The 17,652-nt window shown below is 69.2% G+C and carries 12 protein-coding genes; 10 read left to right on the forward strand and 2 right to left on the reverse strand.

Features of this window, described 5'->3' with window-relative positions; genetic code table 11:
• The first annotated feature begins 6 nt into the window (after window positions 1–6).
• The 3 genes from ORK51_RS11925 (at window position 7) to tsaB (ending at window position 3,363) form a co-directional block, all read left to right on the forward strand.
• On the forward strand, window positions 7–519 hold the full coding sequence (locus ORK51_RS11925; protein ID WP_429000668.1) for a hypothetical protein: 513 nt from the start codon (window positions 7–9) through the stop codon (window positions 517–519).
• A gap of 70 nt (window positions 520–589) precedes the next feature.
• Window positions 590–2,647: a DNA repair helicase YoaA gene (gene yoaA, locus ORK51_RS11930; RefSeq protein ID WP_070425752.1), complete on the forward strand. Its 2,058-nt coding sequence runs from the start codon at window positions 590–592 to the stop codon at window positions 2,645–2,647.
• Window positions 2,648–2,652: 5 nt separating this feature from the next.
• The gene (gene tsaB, locus ORK51_RS11935; RefSeq protein WP_266085051.1) at window positions 2,653–3,363 is read left to right on the forward strand and encodes a tRNA (adenosine(37)-N6)-threonylcarbamoyltransferase complex dimerization subunit type 1 TsaB; all 711 of its coding nucleotides are present in this window, start codon (window positions 2,653–2,655) and stop codon (window positions 3,361–3,363) included.
• 106 nt (window positions 3,364–3,469) lie between these two features.
• Here tsaB and ORK51_RS11940 read toward each other — a convergent pair whose 3' ends face one another.
• On the reverse strand, window positions 3,470–4,357 hold the full coding sequence (locus tag ORK51_RS11940) for an energy transducer TonB family protein (protein WP_070425750.1): 888 nt from the start codon (window positions 4,355–4,357) through the stop codon (window positions 3,470–3,472).
• Window positions 4,354–5,304: a glutathione synthase gene (gene gshB, locus ORK51_RS11945; protein ID WP_019185140.1), complete on the reverse strand. Its 951-nt coding sequence runs from the start codon at window positions 5,302–5,304 to the stop codon at window positions 4,354–4,356. Before gshB ends, ORK51_RS11940 begins: the two co-directional genes overlap by 4 nt.
• A 259-nt stretch (window positions 5,305–5,563) precedes the next feature.
• Here gshB and pilG point away from each other — a divergent pair, with 259 nt between their 5' ends.
• From pilG to ORK51_RS11980, 7 genes are all read left to right on the forward strand, one after another.
• A complete protein-coding gene (pilG, locus tag ORK51_RS11950; protein ID WP_019185139.1) occupies window positions 5,564–5,965 on the forward strand; it encodes a twitching motility response regulator PilG in 402 nt (133 codons plus the stop codon).
• A gap of 18 nt (window positions 5,966–5,983) precedes the next feature.
• Window positions 5,984–6,346: a response regulator gene (locus ORK51_RS11955; protein ID WP_019185138.1), complete on the forward strand. Its 363-nt coding sequence runs from the start codon at window positions 5,984–5,986 to the stop codon at window positions 6,344–6,346.
• Window positions 6,346–6,876: a chemotaxis protein CheW gene (locus ORK51_RS11960; RefSeq protein WP_019185137.1), complete on the forward strand. Its 531-nt coding sequence runs from the start codon at window positions 6,346–6,348 to the stop codon at window positions 6,874–6,876. The genes ORK51_RS11955 and ORK51_RS11960 overlap by 1 nt, the downstream gene beginning before the upstream one ends.
• 43 nt (window positions 6,877–6,919) lie before the next feature.
• Entirely contained in the window at window positions 6,920–8,956 is a 2,037-nt protein-coding gene (locus tag ORK51_RS11965) for a methyl-accepting chemotaxis protein (RefSeq protein ID WP_266085052.1), read from the forward strand.
• Window positions 8,957–9,050: 94 nt separating this feature from the next.
• Window positions 9,051–15,812: an Hpt domain-containing protein gene (locus tag ORK51_RS11970; RefSeq protein WP_266085053.1), complete on the forward strand. Its 6,762-nt coding sequence runs from the start codon at window positions 9,051–9,053 to the stop codon at window positions 15,810–15,812.
• Window positions 15,799–17,085, forward strand: a complete 1,287-nt coding sequence (locus ORK51_RS11975; protein ID WP_429000665.1) for a chemotaxis protein CheB — start codon at window positions 15,799–15,801, stop codon at window positions 17,083–17,085. Before ORK51_RS11970 ends, ORK51_RS11975 begins: the two co-directional genes overlap by 14 nt.
• A 30-nt stretch (window positions 17,086–17,115) precedes the next feature.
• Window positions 17,116–17,589 carry a chemotaxis protein CheW gene (locus tag ORK51_RS11980; protein WP_070425748.1) on the forward strand — a complete coding sequence of 158 codons (474 nt, stop codon included), beginning with the start codon at window positions 17,116–17,118 and terminating at the stop codon, window positions 17,587–17,589.
• Window positions 17,590–17,652: the final 63 nt, after the last annotated feature.

Below are 17,652 nucleotides of genomic sequence, written 5' to 3' on the forward strand. Positions count from 1 at the left end.
CGACTCCTGATCCGTTCCGCTTCGCTGGCCACGCTCTGCCTGGCCCTGGCCGCCTGCGTCACCCCGCCGCCGGTGGTGAAGGCGCCCGTCGATACCACTACGCCGGCCCAGCGCCTGGCGGCCGTGGATGCCGCCGCCGGCAACGATGACAAGGAACTGGCCGTGCAGCCACTGCGCGACAGTGAAGTGGAAGATCTGCGCCAGGCCGCGCTGGCCCGCCGCCAGGCCAATGATCTGGCCGGCGCCGCGGCCGCGCTCGACCAGGCGCTGGCGATCATGGCCTCGGATCCATCTGTGCTGCAGGACCGCGCCGAAATCGCGCTGCTGCAGGGTGAGTGGGCGGCTGCCGAAACCTTCGCCCGCAAGTCGGTCGAGCTGGGCTCCAAGACCGGCCCGCTGTGCCGTCGCCATTGGGCGACGATCGAACAGTCGCGCCTGGCCCGGGGTGAAAAAGAGAATGCCGCCTCGGCGCATGCCCAGCTGGAAGGCTGCACGGTGCCGGGGATCATGCGCTACTGAAGCAGGGATACAGGCGGATGCGTGACGGCGTAGCGCCGGGCATCGACCGGCACCCTTTATCATTGGCGTCATGTCCCAACTTGCCCACGCCAGCCGCGATGCCCTCAGTGAGGGCGGGGCGCTCGCCAGCCAGCTCGATGCCTTCGTACCGCGCCCGGCCCAGCTGCGCCTGACCGCGGCGATCGCCGAAGCGTTCGACCAGCGCGACGTGCTGCTGGCCGAAGCCGGTACCGGCACCGGCAAGACCTACGCGTATCTGGTGCCCGCGCTGCTGTCGGGGCTGAAGACCATCATCTCCACCGGCACCCGCGCGCTGCAGGACCAGCTGTACCACCGCGATCTGCCGCGGGTGCGTGCCGCGCTCGGCGTAGGGCACAGCAGCGCGCTGTTGAAAGGGCGTGCCAACTACCTGTGCCGCTATCGGTTGCAGCAGGCCCGCGGCGAACCCCGCTTCAGCTCCCCCGAGCAGGTCGCACAGTTCCAGCGGATCCTCGCATGGTCCGGACGCACGAAATTCGGCGACATGGCCGAGCTGGACGCGCTGCCGGAAGACTCGCCGCTGTACCCGATGGTGACCTCCACCGTCGACAACTGCCTGGGCACCGAATGCCCGTTCTGGGACGACTGCTTCGTCGTGCAGGCACGGCAGCGGGCGCAGGCCGCCGACGTCGTGGTGGTCAACCACCATCTGCTGCTGGCCGATCTGGCGCTCAAGCAGGAAGGCTTCGGCGAAATCCTGCCCGGCGCGCAGGCGTTCGTGATCGACGAGGCGCACCAGCTGCCGGAACTGGCCGCCAACTTCTTCGGTGAAGGCTTCGGCATGCGCCCGTGGCAGGAACTGGCGCGCGACTGCCTGGCCGAGAGCCGCAGCGTGGCCGGTGCCCAGGCGGCGTTGCAGGTGCCGGCTGCCGCACTCGAGCAGACCCTGCGCGACCTGCGCGTAGCGATGGATGGGCTGCCGCCGCGCGGCACCCAGTGGCGTGCGCTGACCGTGCCGCAGGTGCGCGATGGCTTCGACACGGCGATGAGCACACTGGTGCAGCTGCGCGATGCGCTGGCGGGCGTGCGTGAAGCATCGCCCGGCCTGGATGCCTGCCATGCGCGGGCGATGGACGCCGTCTCCCGCTTGTCGCGCTGGCTCGGTGAGGATGCGCCGATGCTGGATTTCGACACCGACCCTGAGCAGGCGCCGCCACCGGCCGAGGTGCTCTGGTACGAGCTGACCCCGCGTGGCTTCCGCTGCCAGCGCACGCCGATGGATGTGTCCGGCCCGCTGCGCGAGCATCGGCAACGCTCGATGGCAGCCTGGGTGTTCACCTCGGCCACGCTGACCGTGGACGGCGGTTTCGCGCATATTTCCCAACGGCTGGGCCTGGATGATCCGGTCAGCCTGCTGCAGCCCAGCCCGTTTGATTGGGCCCATCAGGCGCTGTGCTACCTGCCGACCGATCTGCCCGATCCAGCCGCGCGTGGCTTCGGCACCGCGTTGATTCGCGCATTGACCCCGGTGCTGGAGGCCTCGCACGGGCGCGCGTTCCTGCTGTTCGCCTCGCACCGCGCGCTGCGCGAAGCCGCCGAGGCGCTGCGCGATGCACCGTGGCCACTGTTCGTGCAGGGCGAGGCGCCGCGCGCGACCTTGCTGCAGCGGTTCCGCGAGTCGGGCAATGGGGTGCTGCTGGGCTCGGCCAGTTTCCGCGAGGGCGTGGACGTGGTGGGCGATGCGCTGAGCGTGGTGGTGATCGACAAACTGCCGTTCGCCGCGCCGGATGATCCCGTGTTCGAGGCGCGACTGGACGCGATCCGCCGCGATGGCGGCAATCCCTTCCGCGACGAGCAGTTGCCGCAGGCGGTGATCGCGCTCAAGCAGGGCGTGGGTCGCCTGATCCGCAGCGAGACCGATCGCGGGGTGCTGGTGCTGTGCGACCCGCGCCTGCTCAGCCGCGGCTACGGCCGGATCTTCCTGGATTCCCTGCCGCCATTCCGTCGCACCCGCTCGCTGGCCGATGTGCAGGCCTTCTTTGCGCCACAATGGCCCGTCCTCGGCGCTCCGCCTGCACCGGCGCCCGTCGCTGCGCCGTCCGCGCGGGCTGTACCGCCGACCGATGACTTTCCTACTTCCCTGTTCTGACCGCCATGAAACTGCTCGCCTTTGAAACCGCCACCGAAGCCTGCTCCGTCGCCCTGTATGTGGATGGGCAGGTCACTGAGCGCTTCGAGATCGCGCCGCGCCGCCACGCCGAACTCAGCCTGCCCTGGGCCGAGGCGCTGCTGGCCGAGGCGGGGGTGGCCCGTTCGCAGCTGGATGCGATCGCACTGGGCCGCGGCCCGGGCGCGTTCACGGGGGTGCGGCTGGCGATCGCCATCGCCCAAGGCATCGCCCTGGCGCTGGACCGCCCGCTGATCGCGGTCTCCACCCTGCAGGCGCTGGCGCTGCGTGCGCCGGCGGACGCCGATCAAGTGCTGGCCAGCATTGATGCGCGCATGGGCGAGGTCTATGCCGCGCGCCATGTCCGGATCGACGGGCAGTGGCAGTTGCAGGGCGAGGAAATCGTCTGCGCGCCCGAGCAGGTGGTGTTGCCCGGGGGCTCGCGCTGGTTCGGCGTGGGGACTGGCTTTGGTGCGGCCGAAGGCGTGCTGGCCACGCGGCTGGCCGATCAGCTGACCGGCGTGGACGCGCAGGCATTGCCGCGTGCGTCGGATGTGCTTGCGCTGGCGGTGCCGGCGTTCCAGCGCGGCGAAGGCGTGGCCCCGGAGCTGGTGGAGCCTGCGTATCTGCGCGACAACGTGGCCCTGACCCTGGTGGAACAGCAGGCCGCGCGGGCGGCGAAGCAGGCGGCCTCGTAGCGTCCAGCTGCGCATCGCATCGTAAGCCCCAGCCACGCATGGCGTGGCACGACCTGCGCGGCGTTCTTGTAGAGCCACGCCATGCGTGGCTGGACCTTGCGCGCGATCAGCGGTCGTCGCGCAGCTCCCCGCCGGGCAGGAACACCCAGGTGCGGGTGACCTGCAGGATGTCGATCGCATCCTCGGTCTTGGGCAGTGGCGGGAACGGCTGGGCGAGCGTGATCACGCGCAGCGCGGTTTCATCGAGCAGCGGGGTGCCGCTGGACTGCAGGATGCGGGCACTTTCCACCGTGCCGTCGCGGCGCACCCCGACGGTGATCACTACCTGCCCGCCGAGCCGGCGCGCGCGCGCCTCGTCGGGGTAATTCAGATTGCCGACACGCTCGGCGCGGTCGACCCAGGCACGCAGATAGTTGGCATAGGCGTATTCGCGGGTACTGGCCGAAACGAACTTGCGGTTCGGGCGCTTGGCGTACTGCGCCGAGCGCAGGTGCACTTCGGCGGCCAGCCGTGCCATCTCCACGTCACGCTGCTCGCGCGCGGTCATCGGCGCATCCGGGCGGGGCTGCTCGGGCAGCGGCTGTGGCTGGGCTGCCGCAACCGTGTCGGTGCCATTGCGGCTGTTGACCACGCGGGTCTGCGGCGGCGGCACGCTGGCCGCCTCCTGGCGCTGCTGCGGAACCGGCGACAGCCCGGCCTGCGCCTGCGGCACGATCCCGGCCTGGTTGTCGCGCGGGCGTTGCACCTTGTCGTGGTCGCCACCGCCCTGCTGGTTGGCCTGGGCCAGGAAGTCGGCCTGCCTGGGCGTCAGCGGGGTCTGGGTCTGGCTGAAGATCACATCCAGGGTCGGTACCAGCGGGGCGCTGTCACTCACCGCGAAGCCGACCCCGAGGATCAGCAGGGCGTGCACGAGCACCGACAGCGTCAGGGTCGCGCCCAGCCGCTGGGATTCGCGCGCCTGCCACGTCGGCACCGGGGCGACGCTGGCGCTCATCGCGGCAGGCCGGCCTCGATCGCGTCGAACAGGGTGCCGGCGATGTTCAGCCCGAACTGGGCGTCGAGCTCGCGCACGCAGGTCGGGCTGGTGACGTTGACTTCGGTCAGGTAGTCGCCGATCACGTCCAGGCCGACGAAGCGCATGCCGCGGCGCTTCATTTCCGGCCCGACCTGGGCGGCGATCCAGCGGTCGCGCTCGCTCAGCGGGCGGCCTTCGCCGCGGCCGCCGGCGGCCAGGTTGCCGCGGAATTCGTCGCCCTGCGGAATCCGCGCCAGGCAGTAATCCACCGGCTCGCCATCCACCAGCAGGATGCGCTTGTCGCCGGCGGTGATGTCCGGGATGAACTTCTGCGCCAGGGCCAGCGTGCGCTCGCCGTCGGTCAGGGTTTCCAGGATCACGTTGAGGTTGGGGTCGCCGGTGCCGCTGCGGAAGATCGAGCGGCCGCCCATCCCGTCCAGCGGCTTGAGCACGGCCTGGCCGTGTTCGAGCACGAAGGCCTTCAGGTCGGCGTTGCGGCGGCTGACCAGGGTCGGCGGGCAGCACTGCGGGAACAGCAGGGCGGCCAGTTTCTCGTTGTAGTCGCGCAGTCCCTGCGGGTCGTTGACCACCATCGCACCGGCCTGCTGGGCGACGCTGAGCACGTGGGTGTCGTAGATGAATTCGGCATCGACCGGCGGGTCCTTGCGCATCAGCACGACCTGGCCGGGGCCGAACACGGTCTGGCTGAAGTCGCCCAGGGTGAACCAGTCGTTCTTGTCCTCGCGCACCTGCAGCGGGGCGGTGCGGGCGATGGCCTGGCCGTCGCGCAGGGCCAGCCCACCGGGGCTGACGTAGTGCAGGGCATGGCCGCGGCGCTGGGCTTCCAGCAGCATCGCGAAGGTGGTGTCCTTGGCAATCTTGATATGGGCGATGGGGTCCATCACCACGATGACATTCAACGGCATGGTCGCAACCTGGCGGGCAGGCCGATGATGGTAGCGACAATGGCCCGGCAATGCCTGCCCCGGGGGCCGGAACGCAGTGTCCGGCCCGGCCGGGGAACGGGCCGGGTTTGCGCAAAAGGGGCGTGCCGCGCACCGGCTGGGCCGCTCGCGGCGGGGCCGCGGTGGGTGTGCTTGAAGCGCGCGCCGGTATTGGGATATAGATACGCTTTCGCAGCGGCGCCGGGGATCAGCGCAAGCGTCGCGAGCTTGGGGAAAGGTAATGACTGAATACATGGCTGCGGGTGGGGAACTCGCAGGGCTGCGCGTGATGGTCATCGATGATTCGAAGACCATCCGCAGGACCGCGGAAACCCTGTTGAAGCGGGAAGGCTGCGAGGTGGTGACCGCGACCGATGGTTTCGAGGCGTTGGCCAAGATCGCCGACCAACAGCCGCAGATCATCTTCGTGGACATCATGATGCCGCGGCTGGACGGGTATCAGACCTGTGCGCTGATCAAGGGCAACCAGCTGTTCAAAGCCACGCCGGTGATCATGCTGTCCTCCAAGGACGGCCTGTTCGACAAGGCGCGCGGCCGCATCGTCGGCTCGGAGCAGTACCTGACCAAGCCATTCACGCGTGAAGAACTGCTGGGTGCCATCCGCACATACGTCAACGCCTGACCAGGGGGGAAAGGCACAATGGCTCGAATCGTACTGATCGAGGATTCACCGACTGACCGTGCGGTGTTCACGCAATGGTTGACCAAGGCCGGTCATGAAGTCCTGGAAGCGGACAACGCCGAGGACGGGCTCAAGCTCGTGCGCGAGCAGTCCCCGCAGCTGGTGCTGATGGACGTGGTCCTGCCGGGCATGAGTGGCTTCCAGGCCACCCGTGCGATGGCGCGCGACGCGGCCACCAAACATATCCCGGTGGTCATCGTCAGCACCAAGGCGATGGAAACCGACAAGGCGTGGGGGCTGCGCCAGGGGGCGGCCGACTACATCGTCAAGCCGCCGCGCGAGGAGGAACTGATCGCGCGGATCAACCAGTTGGTGGTCTGATGCGTTCTCCTTTCGACATCCTCCAGGGCTATGAGCGGCGCAGCCTGGCCCATGCGGTGCAGCTGCCCGAGCGGCAGTTCTCGCAGGACCTGTGGCGTGGCGTCGGTTACCGGGTCGGCAAGCGCCGGCTGGTGTCGGATTTCCGCGAAGTGGTGGAAATCGTGCCGATGCCGCCGGTCACCCCGGTACCCGGCGCGCAGCCGTGGCTGCTGGGCGTGGGCAACCTGCGCGGCAACCTGTTCCCGGTGGTCGACCTGAAGTTCTTCCTGGAAGGCGAGCGCACCGTGCAGCAGGAAGGCCAGCGCGTGCTGATCATGCGCCAGGCCGGCGGTGACGTGGCGCTGACCATCGATGAACTGTTCGGCCAGCGCAGCTTCGAGCTGGACCAGGACATCGTCGCCGGCGATCTGGCCACCGGCCGCTACGCACATTTCATCGATCGCGCCTTCCATGGCGATGGCCATGACTGGGGCGTGTTCTCGCTGTCGCTGCTGTCGCGTACCCCCGAATTCAGGCAGGCCGCGGCCTGACCGCAGGCGCCTGTCTCTCCGTATTGAAGATCGAGGTTGAACGATGAGTACTGCTTCGGAATCCGCCAAGGCCGGCAAGTTCGGTTCGGTGGGCACCAATTTCTGGCTCGGCCTGCTGGCCGTGTCGATGATCGTGTTCGGCGTCAACACCGGCGTGGCGACCTGGCAGGGCAGTCGCCTGGCCAGTGCCAGTACCGATGCCGCGAACCTGCAGGTGCTCTCGCAGCAGCTGGCCAACCAGGGCCGTGAAGCGGTGTCGGGCAACGCCCAGGCGTTCACCGCGTTCAAGCTGACCAAGAGCGACATCGAAAGCACCGTCAGTGGCCTGAAGGGCCGCTACGGGACCGAAACCAATGTCGCCGGGCCGCTGAACACGCTGATCCAGACCTGGGAGCCGCTCGGCAAGAGCGCCGGCCAGCTGGTCGCCAGCGAACCGGCCGTGCTGGCCCTGGCTGGCAATGCCAACAACTTCGTCAACGGCGTGCCCGCACTGCAGGCGCAGCTGAACGAAGTGGTCCGCGCGATGTCGGCCAGCGGCGCCCCGTCCTCGCAGGTCTACAACGCGCTGCAGCAGGTGGTGGTGGTCGGCTCGATGGCCCGCCGGGTGACGGAAATGCGCGCCGGCGGCGCCAATGCCGCCGCCGCCGGCGATGCGCTCGCCCGCGACTCGGTCGTGTTCACCCAGGTGCTCGACGCACTGCGCAATGGCAACGAGGAACTAGGCATCGCCGCGGTCCGCAACGGCCCGGCACTGGCCGCGCTGGAGCAGTCGCAGAAGCAGTGGGACATCATGAAGCAGGACGCCGACGCGATCCTGGCCAGCTCCCGCCAGCTGTTCGCCGCGCAGTCGTCGGCCGCTGCCCTGACCGGCGGTTCGGCGGACATGCTGCGCGACAGCAAGAAGCTGTTCGAAGCGTTCTCTTCGTTCGGCTCGCTGCGCGATACCCGCCTGTTCCCGAACTTCTGGCTGGGCGTGGCCTCCGGCGCGTTCTCACTGATCGCCATCGTCGGGTTCGTCGGCAGCACCGTGCGCAGCCGCTCGCGCGAGCAGGAACTGCGTTACCAGACCCAGGTGGAATACAACAGCCGCAACCAGCAGGCCATCATGCGGCTGCTGGATGAAATCAGCTCGCTGGGTGAAGGCGACCTGACGGTGAAGGCCTCGGTGACCGAGGACATGACCGGCGCCATCGCCGACGCCATCAACTACGCCGTGGATGAGCTGCGCCACCTGGTGACCACGATCAACGACACTTCGGCCAAGGTCGCCGTGTCGACCCAGGAAACCCAGGCCACTGCGATGCAGCTGGCCGAAGCAGCCGGCCACCAGGCCAACCAGATCACCTCCGCCTCGGACCGGATCGGCGAAATCGCATCGAGCATCGAGCAGGTGTCGCGCAACTCGGCCGAGTCTGCCGACGTGGCGCAGCGCTCGGTGATCATCGCCGCCGAAGGTGCCGGCGTGGTGCGCGAGACGATCCAGGGCATGGACCAGATCCGCGACCAGATCCAGGAAACCTCCAAACGCATCAAGCGACTGGGTGAGTCCTCGCAGGAAATCGGCTCGATCGTGGAGCTGATCAACGACATTTCCGAGCAGACCAACATCCTGGCGTTGAACGCGGCCGTGCAGGCCGCTTCGGCCGGCGAGGCCGGTCGCGGTTTCGCCGTGGTGGCCGACGAAGTGCAGCGCCTGGCAGAGCGTACCTCCGGTGCGACCCGACGGATCGAGAATCTGGTCCAGGCCATTCAGGCCGATACCAACGAAGCGGTCAGTTCGATGGAGCAGACCACCGCCGAAGTGGTCTCCGGCGCGCGCCTGGCCGAAGACGCCGGTACCGCGCTGACCGAAATCGAGCGCGTCTCCAACGCACTGAACAACCTCATCAAGAACATCTCGATCGCTGCCCAGCAGCAGTCGGCCGCGGCATCGGACATCACCCGCACCATGGGCGTGATCCGTCAGATTACTGGCCAGACCTCGCAGGGCGCGGGACAGACCGCCGAGTCGATCGGCCACCTGGCACAGCTGGCGGCCGACCTGCGCCGCTCGGTTGCCGACTTCAAGCTGCCGGCGTGAGCCACGGGCAGGGCGGAGAGGGAAGGAACAAGCAGATGATGCATCGCGAGAAATCACCGCACGCCATGTGCGCCGAGCTGCCGGGAGACTTGGCATGAGCACGCTGCGCGATGCCATGAGCCACGCTGCGCTGGGCTGGGTCAAGCCGGAGCTGGACGAGACCCTGCGCCAGGTGCGCAACGAGGTCGAGTACTACGTGGAAGACCCTGCCGACGGCAGCCGGATGCGCTTCTGCGCCGGCTACCTGCACCAGGTGCAGGGCACCCTGCGCATGGTCGAGCTGTACGCCCCGGCGATGGTGGCCGAGGAGCTGGAACAGCTGGCCCACGCGATCGGCGCCGGCGACGTACCCGACCGCGATGAAGCCTGCGCCACGCTGATGCGTGGCAGCGTGCTGCTGCCCGATTACCTGGAGCGCCTGCAGAACGGCCACCGCGACATCCCGATCGTGCTGCTGCCGCTGCTCAACGACATCCGCTCCGCACGCGCGGCACCGGGCATCAATGAGAGCGTGCTGTTCGCCTTCGCGCCGGACAGCGCGAGTGCCACCGAGGCCGAGCTGGACCACGCGCGTGGCAGCCTGAGCGGCCGCAACCGCGAGCTGCTCGATACGGTCGGCAACGCGGTCAAGGAAGAGCTGCTGCGGATCAAGGACGCGCTGGACCTGCACCTGCGTACCGGCGGCGAGCCGGTGCAATTGCAGACCCAGGTCAACGAGCTGGGCGCGGTCGCCGATACGCTGGGCATGATGGGCCTGGGCGTGGCCCGTGGCGTGGTCGTGCAGCAGCGCGATGCGCTGCGCGAGGTGGTCGAGGGCGTGCAGCAGATCGATGAAACGCTGTTGCTGGATATCGCCGGCGCGCTGCTGTACGTGGATGCCTCGCTGGACGACCAGGTCGCCCATCTGGGCGCCGGTGGCAGTGGCGAGGACGATCCCAGCGCGGTGGAGAACCGCCGCACGGTGGAAGTGCTGGCCCATGAAGCCATTGCCAATTTTGCTGCCGCGCGTGAGCATTTCGTCGCCTTCATCGAAACCAACTGGAATCACCAGCAGCTGCAGGAAGTGCCACGCCTGCTCGGCGAGGTGGCCGGCGCGCTGCGCATGCTCGATCTGTCGGCCCCGGCCGACTACCTGCAGGGCGTGCGCCAGTACATCGCGGTGGAACTGCTCGGCAAGCAGCGCGTGCCCAGTGGGCGCCAGCTGGACACCCTGGCCGATGCCATGGCCAGCCTGGAGTACTACCTGGAAGCCCTGCGCGAACGCCGGCCGGGCCGCGACGACATCCTGGACATCACTCGCAGCAGCCTGGAAACGCTGCGTTACTGGCCGCTGCCGGATGCGAACCAGCCAACCGCCGACACCGGCCCGGAATCGCTGCCGGTTGCGCCCGAACCCATCGAACTGACGCCGTGGGACGCGCCGGCCCCCGAGCCGATCGAGCTCGCGGTGACCGCCGAGGTACCGCGCCCGGCCAACCTGCCGCCGCCGCTGCCGGACTTCACCTTCGATCCGCCGCCGGCGGCCGCCGCGCCCGTGACACCGCCGCCGGTGCCGCTGGTGTTCGATGCCTCCACCGCGCCGGTCAGCGCCGATGCGCCGCAGTGGACGCTGGGCCAGCAGGACGACGCCGATGAAGGGCTGACGTTTGCCCATCTCGACCCGGTCATTGCCGACCTGCCGCCCGGCGCTGCGTGGGGGGTGGCCTCGCTGCCGCCCGCGCTGCAGGCCGATCGCATGGGCGACGACGTCGCCGATGCCCCGCTGGAGATGCCGGCCTTCGTGGCCACCGGCGCCGGGTTCGATCCGGTGGCCGCCGAGCACGAGCTGCTGGCGCTGAGCGACGAGCCGATCGAATTCACCTTCGATGACGGCCTGCGCAACGCCGATGACGTGCTCTCGCTGCAGGTCGATGACGCTGACATCGATACTGGCACTGGCACTGGCACTGACATCGATACCGATACCGATACTGATATCGACAGCGACAGCGACAGCGACAACATTGATGCAGGGGCCGCGGCTTCGTCCAGCGTCACGCCGGGCGAGGTGGATGTGCAAGCGCTGCCGACGTTCCTGCAGGAGATTCCCGTCGCATCGGCGCAGGACAGCGCCGCGCCGCCGCTCGACCCGTTCGCCGACGATGTCGACACGGCCGAGGCCGCAGCCGATGCAGCGCAGCCGAATGCCACGGTGCGCGATGCGGTGATCGGCCGTATCGAGCTGGACGATGCCGCTACCCGCTTCCTGGCCGAGCTGGATGCCGCCGCGGCGCAGTTCCGCCCGGAAGGCGCCGACGCCGAGACCGTGCCGACGGCCGCCGCAGCGGGGAGCCCGACGGTGGTCGCGTCCGCCGATGACATCAGCATCGAGGCGGGCTTCGAAGACGATGGCGAGAACATCGACCAGGACATCCGCGAGGTGTTCATCGAAGAGTTCGACGAAGAGCTGGTGAACCTGGGCAACCTGCTCCCGGCCTGGCGCGCCGCGCCGGACAACCTGGACCGCCTGCGCCCGATCCGTCGCGTGTTCCATACCCTCAAGGGCAGTGGCCGGCTGGTGGGTGCGCGCACCCTGGGCGAGTTCAGCTGGAAGATCGAGGGCATGCTCAACCGCGTGCTCGATGGCAGCCGCCCGGCCTCGCCGGCCGTGGTTGCGCTGGTCGGCCAGGCCTACGACGCGCTGCCGCAGCTCAATGCGGCACTGCGCGATGGCAGCCGTGTCACCGCCGATCTGCAGGCCATGCAGGCCATCGCCGATCGCGTGGCCGCGGGCGAAGAGACCTTCCACGTGCCGCTGCAGCGGGCGGTGAGCACCGCGGTGCCGACGGTCATGGAGATCGTTGCGGCCGAGGCTGCACCGGTGATCGAGAGTACGCCGGCCAACATCGACAGCGTGCTGCGCGAGATCCTGGAAGCCGAGGTCGAGGTGCACCAGGCGACGCTGCAGGCGTGGCTGGATGCGGCTGCCGATGCCCCGCAGCCGGTGACCGACGGCCTGCTGCGCGCCGTGCACACGATGAACGGCGCTTTCGCCATGACCGATGTGCCGGAGATCACGGCCGTCACCGGCGCGGCGGAAAGTTACCTCAAGCGTTCGCTTGCGGCCGATGCGCTGCCGGCTGCGGCAGGCATGGACGCGCTCGCCGAGACCTGCGCCGCCATCACCACCACCATGGCGGCCCTGCAGGACGAGTCCCCGCGGGTGCCCGTGCAGACCGCCTTGGCGGCCCGTCTGGTCGCGCTGGCCGATACGTTGCCCGAAGCGCGCTGGCCGGCCCTGGCCGAGGACGATCTGGACCTTGTGCACGACGAACTGCCCGTCCAGGCGACTGACGCCGCCGGCACGGACGCATTGGACGAAGCGATCGACGCCGGAGAAACAGCTGAAGCGTATGCCGCCGAGCCTGGGCAGTTCGCCCCGGTCGCCGATGCGCAGACGGATGCGGTCGAAGTGATTGGCGATGAGGTTGAGGACGATGCCGCACCGGTGTTGGCGCGCGCCGACGACACCACCGGCATCGGCGAGCTGGAGGCCGAGATCGACGCCGATGGCCTGAGCGTGATCGGGTCCAGTCACGCGGTCGCGCCGGCCAACGACGATGATGCGCTCATCGCCATGGAGCTGACCGGCACGGACGACCTGTCCGCCTACTTCGACGCGGAACTGCCCGACAGCACGCATGCCGCCGATGCGCAGGCAGCATCCGATGCGGTGGCCGAGGACACCGATCCGGCCGCTATGCAGGCGGGCCTGGAATCGGCCGAATTGACCGCGGCGGAGGATCTCTCGCGCTACTTCGATCAGCTCGCCGAGCCGACCCCCCCGGCAAGCCAGGACGACGCCGACACTGAAACCAGGGCCGACGCCGACGCTCCGGCCGACGCCCAGGCCGACACTCAGGCCGACACCCAAGCCGACACCCAGGCCGACACCCAGGCCGACACCCAGGCCGACACTCAGGCCGATCCGGCAGCGGCGCGCCCGGTCGGCCCCGACGGTCCGGCTGCCGACACCTCTGCCGATGCTCCTGTGCCGGGCAGCGTCTACGCGGCCTCCGTGGATGACGCGGCCAACGACAACTGGAGCGATGGCGAGCAGCACGGCGAGCAGCACGGCGAGCAGAGCAGCGACGAGAGCAGCGACGAGGACAGCGACGAGGACGCGCAGGCACTGGCCGACGTCCTGCCACCGCCGCCGGCCTTTGGCGAGGTGGTGGACGCGCAGCAGGCGATGGACGACGGCCTGACCGTTGTCGATGCGCCGGATGCGCTGGACACCCGGGTGCTGGGTCTGGACGCCACCGACGAGAACACGGGTGAAGCCGACGCGTTCGCCGACGTGATCGAGACCACGGCGCCGGATACCTCGGCCGACGCGGCCACCCCGGCCCGCTTCTTCGAACTGGAAGACGCGCCTGCGGCCAGCCTCACCCACGATCCGGAACCGGCCGACGTCCTCGCGGCGGCATCGGCCGACAGCGACGACCTCGGGCCGGGCGATGCACTCGACTTCACCCAGCTCGACCAGGAGCTGGTCGATATCTTCGTGGAGGAGGGCAAGGACCTGCTTGACCACTGCGATGGTCTGATCAGCGAGCTGCGCGCTGCGCCCCAGGACCGCGACGTGATCGCTGGCCTGCAGCGCGATCTGCACACCCTGAAGGGTGGCGCGCGCATGGCCGGGATCAATCCCATCGGCGACCTGGGCCACGGCATCGAGTCGCTGCTGGAAGCCGTGGCGGCCAACCGCACCGATATCGATCGCAGCGACGTGCACCTGCTGGAGCGCGGGTTCGATCGCCTGCACCAGCTGCTGACCCGTACCGGGCAGCACCGCACCGTGGCCATGCCCGACGACCTGATCGCCGCCTTTGAGCAGCGCACCCAGGGCCGCATCGCGCCGGCGCCGGCCGACACCGCCAACGATGCGCTGCCCTCCCGCGATGCCAGGGTCGAGGCAGCGATCGCCGCGCTTGTCGCAGCGCCGCTGTCGGCACCGGTCCCGCTGGAAACCGTCAGCGAAGAGGATGGCCTGCCGCGGCCGCAGCAGGAACAGGTGCGCGTACGCGCCGATCTGCTCGACCGTCTGGTCAACCACGCCGGTGAAGTGGCGATCTACCGTTCGCGGCTGGAACAGCAGCTCGGGGCCTTCCGCGGCGCCATGGGCGAACTGGACCGCACCAATGCCCGTCTGCGCGATCAGCTGCGCCGGCTGGACCTGGAGACCGAAGCGCAGATCGTGGCCCGTTACCAGCGCGAACAGGACCAGGCCCACCACACGTTCGATCCGCTGGAACTGGACCGCTTCTCCACGCTGCAGCAGCTCAGCCGCGCGCTGAACGAGTCCGCGGCCGACTTGGGCGGCCTGCAGGGCGTGCTGGACGATCTGTCGCGCCAGTACGACGTGCTGCTCCAACAGCAGTCCCGGGTCAGCTCGGAACTGCAGGACGGCCTGATGCGCGCGCGCATGGTGCCCTTCGATGGGCTGGTGCCGCGTCTGCGCCGGGTGGTTCGCCAGGCCGGACAGGACACCGGCAAGCAGGTCCACGTCACCCTGGAAGGGACCCACGGCGAACTGGACCGCAACGTGCTCGACCGCATGGTCGCGCCGCTGGAGCACATGCTGCGCAACTCGGTGGCGCACGGTCTGGAAACCCCGGAACAGCGCCGTGCCGTCGGCAAGCCGGAAGAGGGCGAGATCGCCATCCGCCTGCGCCGTGAAGGCTCGGAAATCGTGCTGGAAGTGGCCGACGACGGCGCCGGCCTGGATCGCGGGGCGATCCGTCGCCGTGCCGAACAGCGTGGCCTGATCGCCGCCGATGCGGTACTGGGCGATGCCGAGCTGGACGCGATGATCTTCTCGCCCGGCTTCAGCACCGCCGACCAGGTCAGCCAGCTGGCCGGCCGTGGCGTGGGCATGGACGTGGTCCACAACGAAGTGCGCCAGCTCGGCGGCTCGGTGGACATCCACTCGGTCAGCGGCCAGGGCGTGACGTTCACCCTGCGCCTGCCGCAGACGCTGGCGGTCACCCAGGCGGTGTTCGTGCAGATCGGCGAGACCACCTTCGCGGTGCCGGTGGCCTCGGTCAGCGGTATCGGCCGGATCTCGCGCGAGCGTTTCGAAACCGCCAACGGCGGCTACCACTACGGTGGCGAGGAATTCGCGCTGCACGATCTGGGCACCCTGATCGGCCAGGCCCAGGCCCGTGCCGAAGGCCAGGCCCAGGTGCCGCTGCTGCTGGTCCGCGCCGGTGACCTGCGCGTGGCCGTGGCGATCGACCAGGTGCTGGGCAACCGCGAAATCGTGGTCAAGCCGGTCGGCCTGCAGATCGCCTCGGTACCGGGCATCTACGGTGCGACGATCACCGGCGATGGCCGCGTGGTCGTCATCCTGGACGTCGCGCCACTGGTGCGTCGTTACCTGGCCAATCCGCACAAGCCGATCACCGCCACCGCCAAGGTCAGCGACCGCGATGTGCCGCTGGTGATGGTGGTCGACGATTCACTGACCATGCGCAAGGTCACCGGCCGCATCCTGGAGCGCCACAACTTCGAGGTCACGGTTGCCCGTGACGGCATCGAAGCACTGGAGCGGCTGGACGAGCGCGTGCCCGACCTGATGCTGCTGGATATCGAAATGCCGCGCATGGACGGCTACGAGCTGGCCAGTGTCATGCGCGCCGACCCACGCTACCAGGGCGTGCCGATCGTGATGATCACCTCGCGCAGCGGCGACAAGCACCGTCAGCGCGCCTTCGAACTCGGTGTCCAGCGCTACCTGGGCAAGCCCTACCAGGAGCTGGATCTGATGCGCAACGTGTATGACCTGCTGGGGATCGCCCGTGCACGCGAGTGATGTCCACGCCCTGTTGTCGGTGGCGTTGCTGGCCCGGTCCGGGCCGGCGCGTGAGCGGCTGCGCGAGGCGCTCGACCATGCCGGCGCCCGCGTGGTGCTGGAGGACGATCCCAACACGCTCGAGCTGCAGGCCCTGCGTGATGCCGACCCCGGCGCGGTGCTGATCGCGCTGGAGCCGGCGATCGAAGACGCACTGGAAAGGCTGGAGCCGGTGCTGGGCTCGCCGTCACTGACCCTGATCTTCGACGAGGCCGAGCTGGCCGCGCGCCGCGAGGGCTGGGAAGCGCAGCGCTGGGCGCGGCATCTGGTGGCCAAGCTGCACGGTCACCAGGACGTGCTGCCGCCGGGCTCGGAACAGGACCAGCAACTGCAGCCCGAACCGGGCCTGCCGGTCACCCCGGCGCAGTTGCATGCCGATGCGCCGCTGGAGTTCCACCTGCGCGAAGCGGAGGATGCGGCGTCCGACGTGCCTGCCGATGGCCTGTACCAGGTGCCCGCGGCGCTGAGCGAGCCGGTGTCGCTGGAAGAGGCATTGGCCGCGCTGGAGGTGGACGATGCGGCGAGCAGTGCGCCGGTGGACCCGATCACCGCGATCGGGGACCACAGCCGCTGGTCGCTGGTCGAAGATGACGCTGTGGTCACTGGCTCACCATCGAGCAGCGACACGGGCCCGGCGCCGGAGCGCTTCGACATCGAACGTCTGTCGCTGGTCGAGCTCGAGCCCGAGCCGGGAGCCGCCGGTGGCTGCACGGGCGCGGTGCTGGTCCTGGCCGGGATCGGCGGGCCGGATGCATTGCGCCGCCTGCTGGCCGCGCTGCCCGAATCGCTGAGCACCGCGGTGCTGGTGCATATGCGCCTGGACGGGGGACGCTACGGCAATCTGGTCAAGCAGATGGCACGGGTGTCCGCCCTGCCGGTGCTGCTGGCCGAGGACGCCCAGCCGGTGGAAGCCGGGCAGGCCTACATCCTGCCCGATGACATCGGCATCGTCGTGCGCCAGGGCACGCTGCATTTCATCGCCGAGCCCACCGGCATCCAGATCGCGACACTGCCGGCCTTGCACAGCGGCGTGGTCCTGCTCAGCGGCGCCGATGCCGCCCAGGTGGACGCCGTGCTCGCCCTGGCGGCCGCCGGGGCCTGGGTGGGCGGTCAGATCGGCGAGGGCTGCTATGACCCGACGGCGGCCAGTACCGTGGTCGCTGCCGGCCAGCAGGCCGGTGAACCGCCGCAGCTGGCCGCCACCATCGCCGAACGCTGGGGCGTGGACGCGTAAGCGCGCCGACGCACCCTTGAAGGAATCTCCATGAGCTACGCCAGCAACGACGAAATCCGCGGTGTCCTGATCCAGGCCGGGCACGAACGCGTGCTGCTGCCCAATGCCACCGTCGCCGAAATGATGTCCAAGGTGCCGGTCGAAACCGTGCCCGACGCGCCGGCCTGGCTGGTCGGGCAGATCGCCTGGCACGGCTGGGACGTGCCGCTGCTGTCCTTTGCCCGGTTGTCCGGGCAGGGCGACGAGCCGGTGGTGACCAACAACAAGGTGGTCGTGCTCAAGGCACTGGGCGGCAATCCGCGCCGCCCGTACTTCGCCCTGCTGACCCAGACGTTCCCGCAGCTGATCGCGGTGCCGCGCGACGGCCTGCTCGCCGACGCGTCCGAAGAAACCCTGCCTCAGGGCGTTCACATGCGCGTGCTGCTGGGTGAGCAGAGTGCGCTGCTGCCGGACCTGGACGCCCTGGAAGCGGCGCTGGACGACGCTTTCCCGGTCGCGGGGTGAAGTGTCCCCGCGCTTGTCGGCGCGCCCCCTGGACTCAAGGGGGCAATCGCTCCCGATGAATCA

It is taken from the genome of Stenotrophomonas sp. RIT-551, assembly GCF_026241915.1.
Classification (GTDB): Bacteria; Pseudomonadota; Gammaproteobacteria; order Xanthomonadales; family Xanthomonadaceae; genus Stenotrophomonas; species Stenotrophomonas bentonitica_A.

What these genes read in the sequence shown, in the direction of transcription:
- yoaA (WP_070425752.1), top strand. Translation starts at nt 590, where the DNA reads ATGTCCCAACTTGCCCACGCCAGCCGCGATGCCCTCAGTGAGGGCGGG.
- tsaB (WP_266085051.1), top strand. Translation starts at nt 2,653, where the DNA reads ATGAAACTGCTCGCCTTTGAAACCGCCACCGAAGCCTGCTCCGTCGCC.
- ORK51_RS11940 (WP_070425750.1), bottom strand. Translation starts at nt 4,357, where the DNA reads ATGAGCGCCAGCGTCGCCCCGGTGCCGACGTGGCAGGCGCGCGAATCC.
- gshB (WP_019185140.1), bottom strand. Translation starts at nt 5,304, where the DNA reads ATGCCGTTGAATGTCATCGTGGTGATGGACCCCATCGCCCATATCAAG.
- pilG (WP_019185139.1), top strand. Translation starts at nt 5,564, where the DNA reads ATGACTGAATACATGGCTGCGGGTGGGGAACTCGCAGGGCTGCGCGTG.
- ORK51_RS11955 (WP_019185138.1), top strand. Translation starts at nt 5,984, where the DNA reads ATGGCTCGAATCGTACTGATCGAGGATTCACCGACTGACCGTGCGGTG.
- ORK51_RS11960 (WP_019185137.1), top strand. Translation starts at nt 6,346, where the DNA reads ATGCGTTCTCCTTTCGACATCCTCCAGGGCTATGAGCGGCGCAGCCTG.
- ORK51_RS11965 (WP_266085052.1), top strand. Translation starts at nt 6,920, where the DNA reads ATGAGTACTGCTTCGGAATCCGCCAAGGCCGGCAAGTTCGGTTCGGTG.
- ORK51_RS11970 (WP_266085053.1), top strand. Translation starts at nt 9,051, where the DNA reads ATGAGCACGCTGCGCGATGCCATGAGCCACGCTGCGCTGGGCTGGGTC.
- ORK51_RS11980 (WP_070425748.1), top strand. Translation starts at nt 17,116, where the DNA reads ATGAGCTACGCCAGCAACGACGAAATCCGCGGTGTCCTGATCCAGGCC.